The organism is Streptomyces sp. NBC_01707 (genome assembly GCF_041438805.1).
Lineage (GTDB): Bacteria > Actinomycetota > Actinomycetes > Streptomycetales > Streptomycetaceae > Streptomyces.
The window spans coordinates 7,218,213-7,233,753 of record NZ_CP109190.1 but is presented as its reverse complement, the minus strand read 5'-3'; the positions used below and the strand labels follow the sequence as shown (position 1 = coordinate 7,233,753).

Annotated in this window: 20 protein-coding genes; 1 reads left to right on the top strand and 19 read right to left on the bottom strand. The window is 71.1% G+C overall.

Going from position 1 to position 15,541, the window contains the following annotated elements; translation table 11 throughout:
- Positions 1 to 50: 50 nt before the first annotated feature.
- From trpA to hisI, 9 genes are all read right to left on the bottom strand, one after another.
- A complete protein-coding gene (gene trpA, locus OG963_RS32425; RefSeq protein WP_030919477.1) occupies positions 51 to 863 on the bottom strand; it encodes a tryptophan synthase subunit alpha in 813 nt (270 codons plus the stop codon).
- A complete protein-coding gene (gene trpB, locus OG963_RS32420) occupies positions 860 to 2,146 on the bottom strand; it encodes a tryptophan synthase subunit beta (RefSeq protein ID WP_093771669.1) in 1,287 nt (428 codons plus the stop codon). Before trpB ends, trpA begins: the two co-directional genes overlap by 4 nt.
- A 135-nt stretch (positions 2,147 to 2,281) precedes the next feature.
- On the bottom strand, positions 2,282 to 2,482 hold the full coding sequence (trpM, locus tag OG963_RS32415) for a tryptophan biosynthesis modulator TrpM (RefSeq protein ID WP_256223521.1): 201 nt from the start codon (positions 2,480 to 2,482) through the stop codon (positions 2,282 to 2,284).
- Between the two features lie 26 nt (positions 2,483 to 2,508).
- Positions 2,509 to 3,318 carry an indole-3-glycerol phosphate synthase TrpC gene (gene trpC / locus OG963_RS32410; RefSeq protein ID WP_030919469.1) on the bottom strand — a complete coding sequence of 270 codons (810 nt, stop codon included), beginning with the start codon at positions 3,316 to 3,318 and terminating at the stop codon, positions 2,509 to 2,511.
- Between the two features lie 115 nt (positions 3,319 to 3,433).
- Positions 3,434 to 3,916, bottom strand: a complete 483-nt coding sequence (locus OG963_RS32405) for a DUF2752 domain-containing protein (RefSeq protein ID WP_371126272.1) — start codon at positions 3,914 to 3,916, stop codon at positions 3,434 to 3,436.
- A 76-nt stretch (positions 3,917 to 3,992) separates the two neighbouring features.
- On the bottom strand, positions 3,993 to 4,244 hold the full coding sequence (locus OG963_RS32400; protein ID WP_030919464.1) for an HGxxPAAW family protein: 252 nt from the start codon (positions 4,242 to 4,244) through the stop codon (positions 3,993 to 3,995).
- 136 nt (positions 4,245 to 4,380) lie between these two features.
- Positions 4,381 to 5,040 carry a TIGR02234 family membrane protein gene (locus OG963_RS32395; protein ID WP_030919461.1) on the bottom strand — a complete coding sequence of 220 codons (660 nt, stop codon included), beginning with the start codon at positions 5,038 to 5,040 and terminating at the stop codon, positions 4,381 to 4,383.
- 14 nt (positions 5,041 to 5,054) lie between these two features.
- Entirely contained in the window at positions 5,055 to 6,542 is a 1,488-nt protein-coding gene (locus OG963_RS32390; protein WP_093771665.1) for an anthranilate synthase component I, read from the bottom strand.
- 11 nt (positions 6,543 to 6,553) lie between these two features.
- Positions 6,554 to 6,934 carry a phosphoribosyl-AMP cyclohydrolase gene (hisI, locus tag OG963_RS32385; RefSeq protein WP_030972822.1) on the bottom strand — a complete coding sequence of 127 codons (381 nt, stop codon included), beginning with the start codon at positions 6,932 to 6,934 and terminating at the stop codon, positions 6,554 to 6,556.
- An 84-nt stretch (positions 6,935 to 7,018) separates the two neighbouring features.
- Between hisI and OG963_RS32380 the strand changes: the two genes are divergently transcribed.
- Positions 7,019 to 7,651: a TIGR03085 family metal-binding protein gene (locus tag OG963_RS32380; RefSeq protein WP_030919453.1), complete on the top strand. Its 633-nt coding sequence runs from the start codon at positions 7,019 to 7,021 to the stop codon at positions 7,649 to 7,651.
- 36 nt (positions 7,652 to 7,687) lie between these two features.
- Here OG963_RS32380 and OG963_RS32375 read toward each other — a convergent pair whose 3' ends face one another.
- The 10 genes from OG963_RS32375 to hisD all read right to left on the bottom strand — a co-directional run bounded on the left by OG963_RS32375 (position 7,688) and on the right by hisD (position 15,462).
- Positions 7,688 to 8,932, bottom strand: coding sequence for an MFS transporter (locus OG963_RS32375; RefSeq protein WP_371799736.1), 1,245 nt, complete (start codon positions 8,930 to 8,932; stop codon positions 7,688 to 7,690).
- 30 nt (positions 8,933 to 8,962) lie between these two features.
- A complete protein-coding gene (locus OG963_RS32370; RefSeq protein ID WP_093771661.1) occupies positions 8,963 to 9,550 on the bottom strand; it encodes a transcriptional regulator in 588 nt (195 codons plus the stop codon).
- Positions 9,551 to 9,709: 159 nt separating this feature from the next.
- On the bottom strand, positions 9,710 to 10,465 hold the full coding sequence (hisF, locus tag OG963_RS32365) for an imidazole glycerol phosphate synthase subunit HisF (protein WP_030919445.1): 756 nt from the start codon (positions 10,463 to 10,465) through the stop codon (positions 9,710 to 9,712).
- Positions 10,462 to 10,860: a RidA family protein gene (locus tag OG963_RS32360; protein WP_093771659.1), complete on the bottom strand. Its 399-nt coding sequence runs from the start codon at positions 10,858 to 10,860 to the stop codon at positions 10,462 to 10,464. The genes hisF and OG963_RS32360 overlap by 4 nt, the downstream gene beginning before the upstream one ends.
- Positions 10,857 to 11,585, bottom strand: a complete 729-nt coding sequence (gene priA, locus OG963_RS32355; RefSeq protein ID WP_030919439.1) for a bifunctional 1-(5-phosphoribosyl)-5-((5-phosphoribosylamino)methylideneamino)imidazole-4-carboxamide isomerase/phosphoribosylanthranilate isomerase PriA — start codon at positions 11,583 to 11,585, stop codon at positions 10,857 to 10,859. Before priA ends, OG963_RS32360 begins: the two co-directional genes overlap by 4 nt.
- Positions 11,585 to 12,226: an imidazole glycerol phosphate synthase subunit HisH gene (gene hisH / locus OG963_RS32350; RefSeq protein ID WP_030919436.1), complete on the bottom strand. Its 642-nt coding sequence runs from the start codon at positions 12,224 to 12,226 to the stop codon at positions 11,585 to 11,587. The genes priA and hisH overlap by 1 nt, the downstream gene beginning before the upstream one ends.
- An 11-nt stretch (positions 12,227 to 12,237) precedes the next feature.
- Positions 12,238 to 12,405, bottom strand: a complete 168-nt coding sequence (locus tag OG963_RS32345; protein WP_030919433.1) for a hypothetical protein — start codon at positions 12,403 to 12,405, stop codon at positions 12,238 to 12,240.
- Positions 12,402 to 12,998, bottom strand: coding sequence for an imidazoleglycerol-phosphate dehydratase HisB (gene hisB, locus OG963_RS32340; protein ID WP_030919430.1), 597 nt, complete (start codon positions 12,996 to 12,998; stop codon positions 12,402 to 12,404). Before hisB ends, OG963_RS32345 begins: the two co-directional genes overlap by 4 nt.
- Entirely contained in the window at positions 12,995 to 14,116 is a 1,122-nt protein-coding gene (locus tag OG963_RS32335) for a histidinol-phosphate transaminase (protein WP_093771657.1), read from the bottom strand. The genes hisB and OG963_RS32335 overlap by 4 nt, the downstream gene beginning before the upstream one ends.
- Positions 14,113 to 15,462, bottom strand: a complete 1,350-nt coding sequence (hisD, locus tag OG963_RS32330; RefSeq protein WP_093771655.1) for a histidinol dehydrogenase — start codon at positions 15,460 to 15,462, stop codon at positions 14,113 to 14,115. Before hisD ends, OG963_RS32335 begins: the two co-directional genes overlap by 4 nt.
- Between the last annotated feature and the right edge of the window lie 79 nt (positions 15,463 to 15,541).

Genomic DNA, 15,541 nt, shown 5'->3' with positions numbered 1-15,541 from the left:
CGTACGTGCCTCCCCGGTCCCAGGTCCACCCGTTCGGGCGATGCCCGGTGTCAGCGCTTTCGAACGCCTTCGGCCAGTTCGCCCGCGAGTGAGCGGACTGCGGCCAGCCCGGACTCCTCGTCGGGGGCGTCCAGCATCCGCTTGACGAAGGCGGAGCCGACGATCACTCCGTCGGCGAAGGCGGCGACCTCGGCGGCCTGCTCGGCGTTGGAGACGCCGAGACCGACGCAGACCGGGATCCCGGTGGTGGCACGGGTGCGCCGCACCAGGTCCTGCGCCTGCTCGCCGACCGATTCACGGGTGCCGGTGACGCCCATCAGCGAGGCCGCGTAGACGAAGCCGGAGCCGGCCGCGGTGATGGTGGCGAGGCGCTCGTCCTTGCTGCTCGGCGCGACGACGAAGACGGTCGCGAGACCGTGCTTGTCGGCGTGCTCGCGCCATACGGAGGACTCCTGGACCGGCAGGTCGGGCAGGATGCACCCGGCGCCGCCCGCTTCGGCGAGCTCGGAGGTGAAGCGCTCGATGCCGTACCGGTCGATGGGGTTCCAGTACGTCATGACGAGGATCGGGACGCCGGTCGCCTCGTAGGCCTCGCGGACCGTACGCATCACGTCGGCGATCTTCACGCCGCCACGCAGGGCGATGTCGTCGGCGGTCTGGATGACGGGTCCGTCGAGCACCGGGTCACTGTGCGGCAGGCCCACCTCGACGACGTCGGCGCCACCGGCGACGACGGCCTTGACGGCCTCGATACCGCCGTCGACCGACGGGAAGCCGGCCGGCAGGTAGGCGATCAGCGCGGCCCGGTCCTCGGCCTTGGCGGCGGCCAGGGTGGCGCTCAACAGCTCGATGTTGCCGCTCACTTGACGTCCCCCTCGATCTCGGCGCCGTTGTTGTCCGCGTCGGCCTCGACGGTCGCGTCCGTGTCGTACAGCCCGAAGTAACGGGCCGCCGTGTCCATGTCCTTGTCGCCGCGGCCGGACAGGTTGACCAGGAGCAGCGCGTCCTTGCCGAGCTCCTTGCCGACCTCCAGGGCGCCGGCCAGCGCATGGGCGCTCTCGATGGCCGGGATGATCCCCTCGGTACGGGAGAGCAGGCGCAGCGCCTCCATGGCGGCGGCGTCGGTGACCGCGCGGTACTCGCCGCGGCCGGTGTCCTTCAGGTACGCGTGCTCCGGGCCGATGCCCGGGTAGTCGAGACCGGCCGAGATGGAGTACGGCTCGGTGATCTGGCCCTCTTCGTCCTGGAGGACGTAACTGCGCGAGCCGTGCAGGATGCCGGGCTCTCCGGCGGTCAGGGTCGCCGCGTGCTCGCCGGTCTCCACGCCGTGTCCGGCGGGCTCGCAGCCGATCAGCCGGACGCGCGCGTCCGGGATGAACGCGTGGAACAGCCCGATGGCGTTGGAGCCACCACCGACACAGGCGATCGCGGCGTCCGGCAGCCGGCCGGTCCGCTCCAGGATCTGCCGGCGGGCCTCGACGCCGATGACACGGTGGAAGTCACGGACCATCGCCGGGAAGGGGTGCGGTCCCGCGACCGTACCGAAGAGGTAGTGCGTGCGGTCGACGTTGGCGACCCAGTCGCGGAACGCCTCGTTGATGGCGTCCTTGAGTGTGCGGGAGCCGGACTTCACCGCGATGACCTCGGCGCCGAGCATCCGCATCCGCGCCACGTTCAGCGCCTGCCGCTCCGTGTCGATCTCGCCCATGTAGATGGTGCATTCGAGACCGAAGAGGGCGCAGGCCGTCGCGGTGGCGACACCGTGCTGGCCGGCACCGGTTTCGGCGATGACCCGCGTCTTGCCCATGCGCTTGGTGAGCAGCGCCTGGCCCAGCACGTTGTTGATCTTGTGCGAGCCGGTGTGGTTGAGGTCCTCGCGCTTGAGGAAGACCCGGGCACCGCCCGCGTGCTCGGCGAAGCGCGGCACCTCGGTCAGCGCGCTGGGCCGGCCGGTGTAGTCGACCATGAGCTCATTGAGCTCGGCGGCGAAGGCCGGGTCGGCCTTGGCCTTGTCGTACTCGACGGCGACCTCGTCCACGGCGGCGACGAGCGCCTCCGGGATGAACTTGCCGCCGAACGCACCGAAGTAGCCCTCGGCGCTGGGGATCAGACCCTCGGGGTCCGGAATGAAGAAGTCAGATGACATCCGACGTGCTCCTCGTCATGGCAACGGGTGGATTCACCGTATGCGTCGTGAGCGAGTCGCCGCCGCGACCGAAGGCGGTCGGGCGGTGCGGTCGTACGTACGAGAGATGTGGTGCGGGTACGTGGCCGGGGCTCGCTACAGCGCGGTCCCCGTGCGCCATCGCATGCCGTTGACCTGGCCGGGCTCGTCTCCGATCACGTACCGCACACGCCGGCCGTGCACCCGGCGCGCGGGGGCGCGGCAGCCGCGGGGGCGGCAGCCGCGCGCCAGCGGCGCGTGCGGGTCCCGGGCAGCCGTCACACCGGCGAGGCGCAGGCCTGGCCGGGTGCGGAACACGGGACGGTCGGCGGACACGGTGCGGGTCAGCTCCGTCCGTGCCGCAGGGCAGGGTGGGCGCCCGCGGCAACCAGGTCGGCGACGGCGGCCCGCGGGTCGCGGCCGGTGACCAGGGACTCGCCGACGAGCACGGCGTCGGCGCCGGCGTTGGCGTAGGCGATGAGGTCGTGCGGGCCTCGGACGCCGGACTCGGCGACCTTGACGATGCCCGCCGGGATCTCCGGGGCGACGCGCTCGAACGTCGAGCGGTCGACCTTTAGGTCCTTCAGGTTGCGCGCGTTGACACCGATGATCTTCGCTCCGGCCGCCACGGCACGCTCCGCCTCGTCCTCGTCGTGCGCCTCGACCAGCGGCGTCAGACCGATGGACTCGGCGCGCTCGATCAGCGAGACGAGTGCCTCCTGGTCGAGGGCGGCGACGATCAGCAGCGCGAGGTCGGCGCCGTAGGCGCGGGCCTCCCAGAGCTGGTAGGAGGTGACGATGAAGTCCTTGCGCAGGATCGGGATGTCGACCTTGGCGCGAACGGCTTCCAGGTCGGCGAGCGAACCGCCGAAGCGTCGCTCCTCGGTGAGGACGGAGATGACGGACGCGCCACCGGCCTCGTAGTCCGCGGCGAGCGCGGCCGGGTCGGCGATCGCGGCCAGGGCCCCCTTGGAGGGGCTGGAGCGCTTGACCTCGCAGATGACGGTCACGCCCTCGCCACGCAGGGCGGCGACTCCGTCCTTGGCCGCCGGAGCGCGCGCCGCGCGCTCCTTGAGCTCGTCGAGGCTGACGCGCGCCTGCCGCTCTGCGAGGTCGGCGCGAACGCCGTCGATGATCTCGTCGAGCACACTCACGCGAGCGGCCCCCTTCCGGGACGGTGATGAGGGAACAGGATCAGCCATCTCGATGGTATCCGCACGAGGGCCCCGGACTCACATCCGGCCGACGGATGTCCCACTACCTGGGCATTCACGGCGCCAACATCGATCCGAACGGCAGATTCCGGACGACGGCGAAGATCAGGAGCACGGCACCGATCCCCCACCAGTAGACCGGTGGCAGATTGATCCGCAGGGGCAGTCCCCTGCTCGCGCGGACCGTCCAGACCACCCACACGACGGCGAAGATCGCGTAACCCACGACCGCCAGGGCATTGGAGCCCAGGGCCGCGACGACATCCCCGTGGGCGACGGCGTGGGCGCTGCGCAGCCCGCCGCAGCCCGGGCAGTACAGGCCGGTGAACCGGAGCAGCGGGCAGACCGGGTAGTGGCCCGGCTGGTTGGGGTCGACGGCGCCGACGTAGCCGAACGCCGCGATGACGGCGGCCATCACCCCGAGGGGAGTGGCAAGCCGTCGGACGGCCGACCGGGGCACGGGCGCGGGCGGAAAGACCGGCACGGGCGGATGACCGGGCGGGCCCGGTGCGGCTGCGGGAGAGGGAGAGGCGTCCACGCGGTGATTGTCCCCGGTCACGCGGAAAGGCGCAGCCCGGTCCGGGCTGCGCCTCGCACGATGGGTCCGACCGGGGTCAGGAGGAGACCTGGGCCTGTCCGGCCCGCGCCCTGGCTGCGGCCATCTCGGCCGACTCCTTCGGCATGCCGAGGCCGGCGGCCTTCATCGCGAGACCGACGAGCCCACCGATGAAGATGACCGCCATACCGGCCCAGAAGCCGAGCGGGTTGGCCGCGACCATGAAGACGCCTGCGATGCAGAAGCCGATGAAGGCGATGATGACACCGGTCCAGGCGGCCGGGGTGTGTCCGTGGCTGCTGCCCGCCATGAGTTGCTCCTCGTTGGTGTTGCGCTGTTGGTATCGCTGTACGCAAAGCTGGTGCCGCTGTGGTGCACTGCGCTGCCGCTGTGCAGAAAGCTCACCGTCATTGTCCCGTACGTGCGGGTACGACGTGAGCTGGGGGTCATACCTCGCGCGTCGGGTCCTCGCCGCGGTCCAGGGCCTTCCACAGGTCCTCGGGCCGGTCCGGGTCCGGGGCGGTGCGGGGGGCCCTGCGGGGCCGCGGGGTGCCGTCGCGCTCGTACCGTCCCGACATGGTGGGCCACAGCTTCCCGTACCGCAGGGCGAGCAGCCCGGCGAGGAGGATCAGCAGGCCGCCGGCGGCGGTGACGTACGGCCACGCGGTGTGGCTGAGGGCGTCGATGGTGGCGGAGGCGTCGCCGGTGGTCTGCGCCGCCTTCTCGTCGAGGGCCGAGCTGTCGGAGGCGCCGAGGTAGGCGCTGACACCGGCCCCGAGACCGCTGAGGGCGAGCAGCCCGGCAACGAGCAGCCGGCCGCCGCTGCGGACGGCGAAGACGGCGACGAGGGCGGCCAGGCCGACGATGGCGAGGGCCGCCGGGAGACCGGTCACGTCCTGGCCGTCGGCGGTCAGCGGCAGGGAGCCGCCGCCGACCGCGGCCTTGCCCTCCGCCCAGGTCTGGCCGGAGGCGAGGAGCACGACGGTGGCGCCGACCGCCCCGAGAAGCAGGCCGGCGGCCAGGCTGCGGCGGCTTCCCGTGGCGTCGGGCGCGATGGCGGCTTGGGCACGGGGCTGGGGTACGGGGACAGCACTCACGTACTCCACTATCCCTTACCCCGTCAGCGTTCGTGGAGGCGGTTGGCGGTATGGACGGCGCGCAGGACCGCGGCGGCCTTGTTGCGGCACTCGTCGTCCTCGGCGACCGGGTCGGAGTCGGCGACGATTCCCGCCCCGGCCTGGACGTATGCCGTGCCGTCCCGCAGCAGCGCCGTACGGATGGCGATGGCGGTGTCCGAGTCCCCGGCGAAGTCCAGGTAGCCGACGCAGCCGCCGTACAGTCCGCGGCGGGTGGGTTCGAGCTCCTCGATGATCTGCATGGCGCGGGGCTTCGGGGCGCCGGAGAGGGTGCCGGCCGGGAAGCACGCGGTGAGGACGTCGAAGGCGGTGCGGCCTTCGGCGACGCGGCCGGTGACGGTGGAGACGATGTGCATGACGTGCGAGTACCGCTCGATCGACATGAAGTCGACGACCTCGACGCTGCCGGGCACACAGACCCGCCCCAGGTCGTTGCGGCCGAGGTCGACGAGCATCAGGTGCTCGGCGCGCTCCTTCGGGTCGGCGAGGAGCTCGTCGGCGAGCGCCTGGTCCTCCTGCGGGGTGGTGCCGCGGGGCCGGGTACCGGCGATCGGGTGGACCATGGCGCGCCCGTCCTCGACCTTGACGAGGGCTTCCGGGCTGGAGCCCACCACGTCGAAGCCCTCGAACCGGAGGAGGTACATGTACGGCGACGGGTTGGTGGCGCGCAGCACCCGGTAGACGTCCAACGCGCCGGCCGTGCACGGGGTCTCGAAGCGCTGGGAGGGGACCACCTGGAACGCTTCGCCGGCCCTGATCCGCTCCTTCACGTCCTCGACGGCGTCCTGGAAGGCCTGGCCGCCCCAGAGTGCGCTGTACGGCGGGAGTTCGGACGGCGGGAGGGTGACGGGGGCGCTCTCGACCGGGCGGGAGAGGTCGGACTCCATGGCGTCGAGGCGGGCGACGGCGTCGGCGTACGCCTCGTCGACGCCGGTCTCCAGATCGTTGTGGTTGATCGCGTTGGCGATCAGCAGGACGCTGCCGTCCCAGTGGTCGAGGACGGCGAGGTCCGAGGTGAGCAGCATCGTCAGCTCGGGGAGCTTCAGATCGTCGCCACCGTGCTCGCCGATCCTCTCCAGCCTGCGCACGACGTCGTAACCCAGATAGCCGACCATGCCACCGGTGAAGGGCGGCATGCCGGAGTGCAGGTCGCGCGGGGTGTGCAGGGCGTCGATCGTGGCGCGCAGGGCCACCAGCGGGTCGCCGTCGGCCGGGACTCCGACGGGCGGGGTGCCGAGCCAGTGCGCCCGGCCGTCGCGGGTGGTGAGGGTGGCGGCGCTGCGTACCCCGATGAAGGAGTAGCGGGACCAGGTGCGGCCGTTCTCCGCGGATTCGAGGAGGAACGTGCCGGTGCGCTCGCCCGCGAGCTTGCGGTAGAGCGCGACCGGGGTGTCGCCGTCCGCGAGGAGCCGGCGGCTGACGGGGATGACACGCCGGTCGGCGGCCAGCTTGCGGAAGGTCTCGAGATCCATGGCGGCTGACCCTACTGCCCGAGCGGGAGCACGTCGGCGTCGAAGCAGGTGCGGTCGCCGGTGTGACAGGCGGCGCCCGTCTGGTCGACCTTGACGAGGACCGTGTCCGCGTCGCAGTCGAGGGCGACGGACTTGACCAGCTGGATGTGGCCGGAGGTGTCGCCCTTGACCCAGTACTCCTGGCGACTGCGGGACCAGTAGGTGCAGCGGCCGGTCGTCAGGGTGCGGTGCAGTGCCTCGTCGTCCATCCAGCCGAGCATCAGCACCTCACCGGTGTCGTACTGCTGGGCGATGGCCGGAACCAGACCGTCGGCTCCGCGCTTGAGGCGGGCGGCGATGGCGGGGTCCAGGCTGCTGGCGGGCGGGGTGCTGGGCGCGGGCGTGCTGGTCATGTGCCCATTGTGCCGTGGCCGCGGAGGCCGTCCGGCAGGACGTCCACTGGGCGGACTGCGGACGCCGGTCGTACGCTGGCCAGCATGTCGACCCATGCAAAGCGTGAACGACTTCTGCTCGCCGACCTGTTGGAGGCGGCGGGCCCCGAAGCCCCGACCCTGTGCCACGGCTGGACGACCCGCGACCTCGCCGCCCATGTGGTGGTACGCGAGCGCAGGCCGGACGCGGCGGCCGGGGTGCTGCTGAGCCCGCTGAAGAACCGGCTCGACCGGGTGCAGTCCGAATTCGCCGAGAAACCGTACGAGGAGCTGATCCAGCTCATCCGCACGGGACCGCCCCGGATGTCACCGTTCGGGCTGAAGCAGCTGGACGAGGCGGCCAACACGGTGGAGTTCTACATCCACGCGGAGGACGTCCGCCGGGCACAGCCCGATTGGTCGCAGCGGGACCTGGACCCGGTCTTCGCCGACGCCCTGTGGTCGCGGATGGAGAAGGCGGCGCGGTTGATGGGGCGCAAGGCCCCGGTGGGGCTGGTGTTGCGCCGTCCTGACGGACAGACGGCAGTGGCGCACAAGGGCACTCCGGTGGTGACGGTGACCGGTGAGCCGGGCGAGCTGCTGCTCTTCGCGTCGGGGCGGCAGGATGCGGCGCGAGTGGAGCTGGAGGGCGACAAGGAGGCGGTGACCCGGGTGAGCACGGCCGAGCTCGGCATGTAGGGCCTACGGAGCCGGCAGGACGTACGGAGGGCCGGGTCAGCGCGGGAGTTCCGCGCGGCGCAGCCGGGTGACGATCAGACCGGTCACGGCCCCCGCCCCGCCCAGCGCCGCGCCGGCGGCGAAGACCGGCGCGGTCCCCCAGGTGGCGACGGCCGCGCCGGTCACCGGGTAGCTGAGCGGTGCGACCGCATGGGTGAAGAGCGTCGAGACCGAGGTGACCCGCCCCAGGTAGGCGGGATCGGTGGCGGACTGCATCAGCGCCCCGCAGAGCGCCCCGCCCAGTCCGGCGAAGAGCCCGACCGCGGCGCCGACCGCGGCGGCGAGCGGCAACGACGGGACATATGCGAGGGCCCCGGCGGCGACCGCGCCGACGAGCACGGTCAGGCACATGATCAGCCCGGCGCGGGGCAGCCGCCCGCGGACCGCGAGCAGCAGGGCCGCGGCACCGGCGCCGATACCGAAGGCGGCGACGATCCACCCCATGCCGGCGGCGCCCCAGCCGCGCTCCTTCGCAAGCAGGATCAGCCCGAGGTTGAGCGGGCCCGCGAAACCCAGCTCACTGACGGCGAGGACGAGCACCAGCGGCCCGAGCAGTGGATGGCGCCGGATGTGGCGCACTCCGTCGGCCAGTTCACGCCATGCGGTGCCGGCAGATTCGGCACCGGCCTGATCGGGCGGGGGCGCGATCCGTACGAGGACGAGCAGGGGCAGCGAGACGGCGAAGAGCACCCCGGCCGCGGCGAATGCGAGCACCGGGCCGCCGAGGGCCACCGCGACCCCGCCCAGGGGTGCGCCGACCACATTGGCGGTACGGGTCGCGAGTCCACGCAGTCCCTGGATCCGGGCCAGCTGTCCGGCGGTGGTGATCCTGGGCGGAAGGGCTCCCACGGCGGGCAGGAAGAGCGCGTCGACCGCGCCGAAGACGAGCGCTACGGCGATCAGCATCCACAGGGCGGGCGAGGTGACCATCAGGGCGCCGGCCAGGCCCAGGACGACCAGGCAGCGCGCGGCATCGCTGCCGATGACGAGACGACGGGGCCCGAACCGGTCCGCCAGGACTCCCCCGCCGAGCATCAGCACGGCCCGGGGTACGGATCCGGCGGCGAGGACGAATCCGGCCTGCGAGGCGGTGCCGGTGCGGGTGGCCGCCCAGGAGAGCGCCATGTAGTAGACGCTGTCGCCGACCATCGACGCGGTGTACGCGCCGAGCCAGCGCAGGACGTTGCCGTCGCGGTGGGCGGGACGTTCGGGAGCACTCGGGGCCGTGACGGTGACAGTCATGAGGGGCGTGCGTCCTCTCGGGTGACCGGCTCAGATGCGGAACGGGAATGCGTACAGGTGCATGGCGACGTTCTCGCGCCCTTCGGTGTCCCCCGCCTCGTCGCGGGCCCGGCCGGCCTCCTCGTACCGGTCGATCACCTCGTGCACCTCCCGGTTGAGCGCGGCCAGTTCGTCGGCGGTGAGCCGGGCCAGGTACTCGGAGCTGGAGGCGGCGCTACGCCACTTCGGCGACCAGCTCTGGGACGAGTCGAGGTAACTCCGGTACAGCTCGATGTGCTGGTCGAACGAGAGCCTGCCGACAGCGGCAGCCGTGGCGACCTTCTCGGGCGCGTCGCTGAAGTCCTCGTCGTGGAAGTTCAGCCCCTTCGACGCGGGCTGCCACCAGCGCTCACGGCCGTCCTTGCCCTGCTGCTCGGCCTCCTCGATCAGGCCGTGGTCGGCGAGCTTGCGCAGGTGGTAGCTGACCAGTGAGACAGCCTCGTCGACCAGCTCGGCGAGCTGGGAGGCGGTGGCCTTCCGGGAGATGTAGAGCGCTCGGTACAGCTTCATCCGCAGGGGGTGTCCGAACGCCTTCAAGGTCTCCAGATCCGAGACCCGGCGCGGTTCATTGCTTGCCATGCACCCCACCGTAGACAGGAAAGAAAACTTGCACAATATTTATTGCGCAATAAAAGTTGCGAGATTTGAGGCATGACTGCCGCGTCGGACAGGTGACGAAACGCCGATCGCCGGACGGAACCGATATGCGGTTCCGTCCGGCGATCGATGACTCCGCGGTCAGCGGATCGGGTGCCCGGCCTCCCGCAGTGCGCCCTTGACCTCGGAGATCCGCAGATCACCGAAGTGGAAGACGGACGCGGCCAGCACCGCGTCGGCGCCCGCCGCGATGGCCGGCGCGAAGTCCGCGAGCCGGCCCGCGCCACCGGAGGCGATGACCGGGACGGTCACATGCCCCCGGACCGCCGCGATCATCTCGGTGTCGTAGCCGTCCTTCGTGCCGTCCGCGTCCATCGAGTTGAGCAGGATCTCGCCCGCACCCAGCTCGGCGGCCCGGTGCGCCCACTCGACGGCGTCGATGCCGGTGCCCCTGCGGCCGCCGTGCGTGGTGACCTCGAAGGTGCCTTCAGGGGTACGGCGGGCGTCCACGGACAGCACGAGGACCTGCCTGCCGAACCGTTCGGCGATCTCCCGGATGAGGTCCGGGCGGGCGATGGCCGCGGTGTTGACGCCGACCTTGTCGGCGCCGGCCCGCAGCAACTTGTCGACATCGTCGGCGGTGCGGACGCCGCCGCCGACGGTGAGCGGGATGAAGACCTGCTCGGCGGTGCGGCGCACCACGTCATAGGTCGTCTCCCGGTCGCCGCTGGACGCGGTGATGTCGAGGAAGGTCAGCTCGTCGGCACCCTCGGCGTCGTACAGCTTCGCCATCTCGACGGGGTCGCCCGCGTCGCGCAGGTTCTGGAAGTTGACGCCCTTGACGACCCGGCCGTTGTCGACGTCCAGGCACGGGATGACTCGTACCGCGAGACTCATTGCGCACCTGCCCGGTAGGCCTCGATCTCGACCTCGACGACCAGGCTGGGGTCGACGAAGCCGGACACGATGATCATGGAGGCGGCGGGGCGGACGTCGTCGAACAGCTCCTTGTGGGCGCGGCCGACCTCGTCCACGTCCCGGGCGTGCGTGATGTACATCCGGGTGCGGACGACGTCCTCACGGCCGAGCCCCACCTGCTTCAGCGCGTCGAAGGCGACGTTGAAGGCGGCGACGGCCTGCTCGTACGGGCCGCCCGCGGAGATCTGCCCCTTGACCACCGATGTGCAACCGGCCACCAGGACGAGCCCGTTGGACAGCTCCACCGCTCGGGAGTAGCCGAACTTCTCCTCCCAGGGGGCCCCGGAGGAGACACGGCGGACTGAGTCGGTCATGCGGAGACCACCTGCAGCGCCTCTTCCAGGGTGAACGCCTTCGCGTACAGCGCCTTGCCGACGATCGCGCCCTCCACCCCGTGGGGCACGAGCGAGGCGATGGCCCGCAGGTCGTCCAGCGAGGAGACACCGCCGGAGGCGACGACGGGCTTGTCGGTGGCGGCGCAGACGTTCTTCAGGAGCTCCAGGTTGGGGCCCTGAAGCGTGCCGTCCTTGGCGATGTCGGTGACGACGTAGCGGGCGCAGCCCTCGGAGTCGAGGCGGGCGAGCGTCTCGTAGAGGTCACCGCCGTCGCGGGTCCAGCCGCGGCCGCGGAGCGTCGTGCCTCGGACGTCGAGGCCGACGGCGATCTTGTCGCCGTACTCGGCGATGACCTTCGCGACCCACTCGGGGGTCTCCAGGGCGGCGGTGCCGAGGTTGACCCGGGTGCAGCCGGTGGCGAGGGCCGCGGCGAGCGAGGCGTCGTCACGGATACCACCGGACAACTCGACCTTGATGTCCATGGAGCGGGCGACCTCGGCGATCTGCGCCCGGTTGTCACCGGTGCCGAACGCGGCGTCCAGGTCGACGAGATGCAGCCATTCGGCGCCTGCCTGCTGCCAGGCGAGGGCGGCCTGCAGGGGGTCGCCGTACGAGGTCTCGGAGCCGGACTCGCCGTGCACGAGGCGGACGGCTTGGCCGTCCCGGACGTCGACGGCGGGGAGGAGCTCAAGCTTGGTGGACATCAGAGTGTTCCGATCCAGTTGGTCAGCAGCTGCGCGCCGGCATCGCCGGACTTCTCGGGGTGGAACTGGGTGGCCCACAGGGCGCCGTTCTCCACTGCTGCGACGAACGGCTCGCCGTGGGTGGCCCAGGTGACCCGGGGGGCACGGATCCTGGCGTTGGTGACTTCGAGGCTCCAGTCGTGCACGGCGTAGGAGTGCACGAAGTAGAAGCGGGCCTCGGGGTCGAGCCCCGCGAAGAGCTCGGAGCCCTCAGGGGACTGCACGGTGTTCCAGCCCATGTGCGGGACGATCGGGGCCTTCAGAGGGGCGACGGTACCGGGCCACTCGTCGAGACCCTCCGTCTCCACGCCGTGCTCGATCCCGCGTTCGAAGAGGATCTGCATGCCGACGCAGATGCCCATCACGGGCCGGCCGCCGGAGAGCCTGCGGTCGATGATCCATTCGCCGCGGGCCTTCTTCAGCCCCTCCATGCAGGCGGAGAACGCGCCGACGCCGGGCACCAGCAGCCCGTCGGCGTTCATCGCCTTCTCGTAGTCGCGGGTGATCTCGACGTCCGCGCCGACGTGGGCGAGGGCGCGCTCGGCGGAACGCACGTTGCCGAAGCCGTAGTCGAAGACGACGACCTTCTTCTGGTCACTCACAGGTCGCTCCCTCAGTCCCAGAGTCCCTGGATCCGCATGACGCCTGCGACCAGGCACATCACGGAGGCGATCCCGAGCAGCACGATGACGCCCTTGGGCATCTTCTGCTTCGAGAAGGAGTAGACGCCGCCGGCCAGGAAGAGGCCGACGACGATCAGCACGGTGTTGAGGCCGGTCACAGCGCGCCCTTCGTGGAGGGGAGGATTCCGGCAGCACGCGGGTCGTGCTCGCAGGCGTACCGCAGGGCGCGGGCGAGCGCCTTGAACTGGCACTCCACGATGTGGTGGGCGTTGCGGCCGTACGGGACGTGGACGTGCAGGGCGATCTGCGCCTGGGCGACGAACGACTCCAGGATGTGCCGGGTCATCGTCGTGTCGTAGGAGCCGATCATCGGCGCGATGTTCTCCGGCTCGGTGTGCACCAGGTAGGGGCGACCGGAGAGGTCGACGGTGACCTGGGCGAGCGACTCGTCGAGCGGGACGGTGCAGTTGCCGAAGCGGTAGATGCCGACCTTGTCGCCGAGCGCCTGCTTGAAGGCGGCGCCGAGGGCGAGGGCGGTGTCCTCGATGGTGTGGTGCGTGTCGATGTGCAGGTCGCCCTCGGTCTTCACCGTGAGGTCGAAGAGGCCGTGGCGGCCGAGCTGGTCGAGCATGTGGTCGTAGAAGCCGACCCCGGTCGAGACGTCGACCTTGCCGGTGCCGTCGAGGTTGACCTCGACGAGTACGGACGTCTCCTTGGTGGTGCGTTCCACGCGGCCTACGCGGGGGCTCATGCGTCGTGCTCCTTCTTGAGTTCGCGTACCGCATCGAGGAACGCGTCGTTCTCTGCCGGGGTTCCTGCGGAGACCCGCAGCCATCCCGGTACGCCGTTGTCCCGGACCAGGACGCCCCGGTCGAGGATCTGCTGCCAGGCGGTGTGGCTGTCGGTGAAGCGGCCGAACTGGACGAAGTTGGCGTCCGAGTCCGTCACGTCGAAGCCGAGGGCGCGCAGTTCGGTGACGATCCGGTCGCGCTCGCTCTTCAGCTGGGCGACGTACCCGAGGAGCGTATCGGTGTGCTCCAGGGCGGCGAGCGCGGTGGCCTGGGTGACGGAGGACAGGTGGTACGGCAGTCGCACCAACTGCACGGCGTCCACGACGGCCGGGTCGGCGGCGAGATAGCCGAGCCGCAGTCCGGCGGCACCGAACGCCTTCGACATGGTGCGCGAGAGCACCATGTTGGGCCGGCCCTCGATCAGCGGGAGCAGCGAGGGGTGGTGGCTGAATTCGCCGTACGCCTCGTCGACCACGACCATCGACGGCCTGGCTGCCTGGGCGGCGTCGTACAGCGTGCGCACGGTCTCGGCATCGACGGCGGTACCCGTGGGGTTGTTGGGCGAGGTGATGAAGACGATGTCCGGGCGTTGCTCGGCGATGACCTCACAGGCCGCCGCGACATCGATGGTGAAGTCCTCCTTGCGCGGTCCGGAGACCCACCCGGTGCCGGTCCCCCGGGCGATGAGGGCGTGCATCGAGTACGAGGGCTCGAAGCCGATCGCGGTGCGTCCGGGGCCGCCGAAGGTCTGCAGCAGCTGCTGCAGCACCTCGTTGGAGCCGTTGGCCGCCCAGACGTTGCCCAGCGCCACTTCGTGCCCGGCGGTGCGGGTGAGGTAGCGGGCCAGCTCGGTACGGAGCTCGACGGCGTCCCGGTCGGGGTAGCGGTTGAGGTCGCGGGCGGCCTCGCGGACGCGCTCGGCGATCCGGTCGACGAGCGCCTCGGGGAGCGGGTAGGGGTTCTCGTTGGTGTTCAGCCGCACCGCGACGTCGAGCTGCGGGGCGCCGTACGGGGACTGGCCGCGGAGCTCGTCCCGGATCGGAAGATCGTCGATCCGGATCGACTTGCTGTTGGTCACTGCTGCGGAACCTTCCGGCCACTGTGCTCGTCCAGCTCGCCTTCGGCGAAACGGGCCTTGATTGCGGCGCCGTGGGCGGGGAGGTCCTCCGCCTCGGCGAGGGTCACGACATGGTGGGCGACCTCGGCGAGCGCGTCGCGCGTGTAGTCGACGATGTGGATGCCGCGCAGGAAGGACTGCACGGACAGGCCCGAGGAGTGGCAGGCGCAGCCGCCGGTCGGCAGGACGTGGTTGGAGCCGGCGCAGTAGTCGCCGAGCGAGACCGGGGCCCACGGGCCGACGAAGATCGCTCCGGCGTTACGGACGCGGTCGGCGACGGCGGCAGCGTCGGCGGTCTGGATCTCCAGGTGCTCCGCGGCGTACGCGTCGACGACCTTGAGACCGTCCTCGAGATCGTTGACCAGGACGATCGCGGACTGGCGGCCGGCCAGCGCGGGTTCGATCCGGTCGGTGACGTGCCTGGTCGCGGCGACCTGCGGCTTCAGCTCGGCCTCGGTGGCGGCGGCCAGCTCCTCGGAGTCGGTGACGAGGACCGCGGCGGCCATCGGATCGTGCTCGGCCTGGCTGATCAGGTCGGCGGCGACGTGGACGGCGTCGGCGGTGGAGTCGGCGAGGATCGCGATCTCGGTGGGTCCGGCCTCGGCGTCGATGCCGATGCGGCCCTTGAGGAGGCGCTTGGCGGCGGCGACATAGATGTTGCCGGGGCCGGTGACGAGGTTCACCGGCAGGCATTCGGCCGTTCCGTACGCAAACATCGCGATGGCCTGGGCGCCACCGGCCGCGTACACCTCGTCGACACCGAGCAGGGCGCAGGCGGCGAGGATGGTGGGGTGCGGCAGGCCGCCGAACTCCTTCTGCGGCGGGGAGGCGACGGCGATGCCCTCGACGCCCGCCTCCTGGGCCGGTACGACGTTCATGACCACGGACGACGGGTAGACGGAGCGCCCGCCCGGCACATACAGACCGACGCGCTCGACGGGCACCCACTTCTCGGTGACCGTGCCACCGGGGACGACCTTAGTGGTGTGTGTGGTGCGGCGCTGCTCGTGGTGGACGAGGCGCGCGCGGCGGATCGACTCCTCGAGGGCGGCCCGTACGGCGGGATCCAGCCGCTCCAGCGCCTCGGCGATCGCTGAGGCCGGGACCCGGATCGAGTCGATCCGTACGCCGTCGAATTTCTCCCCCCACTCGATCACTGCCGCTGAGCCACGATGGCGTACGTCCTCGCAGATGGGGCGCACCGTCTCCAGTGCGGCCTCCACGTCGAACTCGGCTCGGGGCAGCAGGTCGCGCAGGTCGCCGCCCTCGGGGAGGGCACCGCCGCGCAGATCGATTCGAGAGATCACACCGCAATTCTCTCAGACCGCCATCGGCGGCAGTTCGGCCGTATCACTGACTGATACATGTCCCGGCGGTCACAGCCGA

Coding starts and splice junctions, on each gene's coding strand:
- priA (WP_030919439.1), bottom strand. CDS start 11,585: ATGTCCACCAAGCTTGAGCTCCTCCCCGCCGTCGACGTCCGGGACGGC.
- trpB (WP_093771669.1), bottom strand. CDS start 2,146: ATGTCATCTGACTTCTTCATTCCGGACCCCGAGGGTCTGATCCCCAGC.
- OG963_RS32400 (WP_030919464.1), bottom strand. CDS start 4,244: ATGGCGGGCAGCAGCCACGGACACACCCCGGCCGCCTGGACCGGTGTC.
- OG963_RS32360 (WP_093771659.1), bottom strand. CDS start 10,860: ATGACCGACTCAGTCCGCCGTGTCTCCTCCGGGGCCCCCTGGGAGGAG.
- OG963_RS32390 (WP_093771665.1), bottom strand. CDS start 6,542: ATGGATCTCGAGACCTTCCGCAAGCTGGCCGCCGACCGGCGTGTCATC.
- hisB (WP_030919430.1), bottom strand. CDS start 12,998: ATGAGCCCCCGCGTAGGCCGCGTGGAACGCACCACCAAGGAGACGTCC.
- OG963_RS32375 (WP_371799736.1), bottom strand. CDS start 8,932: ATGACTGTCACCGTCACGGCCCCGAGTGCTCCCGAACGTCCCGCCCAC.
- OG963_RS32380 (WP_030919453.1), top strand. CDS start 7,019: ATGTCGACCCATGCAAAGCGTGAACGACTTCTGCTCGCCGACCTGTTG.
- OG963_RS32370 (WP_093771661.1), bottom strand. CDS start 9,550: ATGGCAAGCAATGAACCGCGCCGGGTCTCGGATCTGGAGACCTTGAAG.
- hisF (WP_030919445.1), bottom strand. CDS start 10,465: ATGAGTCTCGCGGTACGAGTCATCCCGTGCCTGGACGTCGACAACGGC.
- hisI (WP_030972822.1), bottom strand. CDS start 6,934: ATGACCAGCACGCCCGCGCCCAGCACCCCGCCCGCCAGCAGCCTGGAC.